The following is a 2,625-nucleotide window of genomic DNA, read 5'->3' as shown; positions in this document are numbered from 1 at the left end:
AACCCCCCTTGTATTGGGGGGTTGGTGTGGAGAGATGAGCCTGGCACCGAGCTAGGTTACCGGAGGGTCACCCCTCAAGTAGGTTCGCCGCTGATGCGTTTCACGTCCGAGTTCGGGATGGGGTCGGCGTGGTTCCACATCGCCATAGGCACCAGGCAAAGGGAAAAACACCTTGAAAGCTGCACAGCAAGAGAAGGCAGAACACCCCTGCAGTTGGGTCAAGCAGACGGTCTATTAGGACTCCTCGGCTGCATGCATTGCTGCACTTCCACCTAGAGCCTATTACCGGGTCGTCTTCCCGGGACCTTAACAGAGGACTCATCTTGAGGTGGGCTTCCCACTTAGATGCTTTCAGCGGTTATCCACTCCGCACATGGCTACCCAGCGTCTACCGTTGGCACGATAACTGGTACACCAGCGGTGCGTCCCTCCCGGTCCTCTCGTACTAGGGAGAGCTCCTCTCAATCCTCTCGCGCCTGCACCGGATATGGACCGAACTGTCTCACGACGTTCTGAACCCAGCTCACGTACCGCTTTAATGGGCGAACAGCCCAACCCTTGGGACGTACTTCCGCCCCAGGTTGCGATGAGCCGACATCGAGGTGCCAAACCTCCCCGTCGATGTGAACTCTTGGGGGAGATCAGCCTGTTATCCCTAGAGTAACTTTTATCCGTTGAGCGACGGCCCTTCCACTCAGCGCCGTCGGATCACTAAGGCCGACTTTCGTCCCTGCTCGACTTGTAGGTCTTGCAGTCAAGCTCCCTTATGCCTTTGCACTCTACGACTGATTTCCAACCAGTCTGAGGGAACCTTTGCGCGCCTCCGTTACCTTTTAGGAGGCGACCGCCCCAGTCAAACTGCCCACCTGAAACTGTCTTTTCCCCCGCTTCCGGGCGGAAAGTTAGAATTCTAGCCCTGCCAGAGTGGTATCTCACCGGCGACTCCATACCCCCCGCAAGGGGTACTTCCCAGTCTCCCACCTATCCTGCGCAAGCAAGGCCCGAACCCAATTCCAGGCTACAGTAAAGCTTCATAGGGTCTTTCTGTCCAGGTGCAGGTAGTCCGCATCTTCACAGACAAGTCTATTTCGCCGAGTCCCTCTCCGAGACAGCGCCCAGATCATTACGCCTTTCGTGCGGGTCGGAACTTACCCGACAAGGAATTTCGCTACCTTAGGACCGTTATAGTTACGGCCGCCGTTCACCGGGGCTTCGGTCGCCAGCTTCGCTTGCGCTAACCGACTTCCTTAACCTTCCGGCACTGGGCAGGCGTCAGCCCCTATACGTCGTCTTGCGACTTAGCAGAGACCTGTGTTTTTGGTAAACAGTTGCCTGGGCCCTTTCACTGCGGCCAGCTCGCGCTGGCACCCCTTCTCCCGAAGTTACGGGGTCATTTTGCCGAGTTCCTTAGAGAGGGTTATCTCGCGCCCCTGGGTATTCTCTACCCACCCACCTGTGTCGGTTTCGGGTACGGGTGACAACCTTCATCGCCTACGAGCTTTTCTTGGCACTACCCTTCACCACGCGGAGTCCGTAGACCCCTCCCAATCCATTCAGGGTGTGGCTAGCTCTCGTGCGTCCCTCCTCAGCTCCAGTTGCCAGTCAGGGATTATCAACCCTGTCTCCATCGACTACGCCTGTCGGCCTCGCCTTAGGTCCCGACTAACCCCCCGCGGACGAACCTTCCGGGGGAACCCTTGGGTTTTCGGGGCATTGGATTCTCACCAATGTTTGCGCTACTCAAGCCAACATTCTCACTTCCGCCTCGTCCACGGCTGCTCACGCTACCGCTTCACCCTAGTGCGGAACGCTCCCCTACCATTCACATCCACAACTTCGGCGCATCGCTTAGTCCCGTTCATTTTCGGCGCAAGGGCGCTTGACCAGTCAGCTGTTACGCACTGTTTAAAGGGTGGCTGCTTCTAAGCCAACCTCCTGGTTGTCTTCGCACCCCCACCTCCTTAACCACTGAGCGATGTCTTGGGGGCCTTAGTTGGTGGTCTGGGCTGTTCCCCTCTCGACGATGGAGCTTATCCCCCACCGTCTCACTGCCGACTAACCCTGGCGTATTCGCAGTTTGGTTCGATTTGGTACAGCTCTCGCCGCCCGCATCGATTCAGAGCTCTACCCCACCAGGTACCTGTCGACGCTGCGCCTCAACGCATTTCGGGGAGAACCAGCTAGCTCTGGGTTCGATTGGCATTTCACCCCTAACCACAGCTCATCCGATGATTTTTCAACATCAACCGGTTCGGCCCTCCACTTGGCTTTACCCAAGCTTCAGCCTGGCCATGGTTAGATCACCCAGGTTCGGGTCTACAGCGTGCGACCAACGCCCTATTCAGACTCGGTTTCCCTTTGGCTCCGGCATTCCCGCCTTAACCTGCCCCACGCTGTAACTCGCTGGCTCATTCTTCAACAGGCACGCGGTCACCCGTTCAATCGGGCTCCCACTGCTTGTAGGCACACGGTTTCATGCTCTCTTTCACTCCCCTCCCGGGGTTCTTTTCACCTTTCCCTCACGGTACTGGTTCACTATCGGTCACACAGGAGTATTTAGCCTTGCGAGATGGTTCTCGCTGATTCACACGGGATTTCACCTGCCCCGTGCTACTCGGGATCCGG

The 2,625-nt window shown here is 57.3% G+C and carries 2 rRNA genes (1 of these 2 running past the window's edge); both read right to left on the bottom strand.

The annotated features are described in order from the left end of the window. Positions 1-38: 38 nt before the first annotated feature. A 5S ribosomal RNA gene (gene rrf / locus ACVW0R_RS13345) occupies positions 39-156 on the bottom strand. 58 nt (positions 157-214) lie between these two features. Next, a 23S ribosomal RNA gene (locus tag ACVW0R_RS13340) occupies positions 215-2,625 on the bottom strand (it continues 398 nt past the right edge of the window).

The organism is Thermostichus sp. MS-CIW-15, from assembly GCF_054060575.1.
Note: the sequence above shows the minus strand (reverse complement) of the source record. Positions and strands in the feature narration are given on the sequence as shown.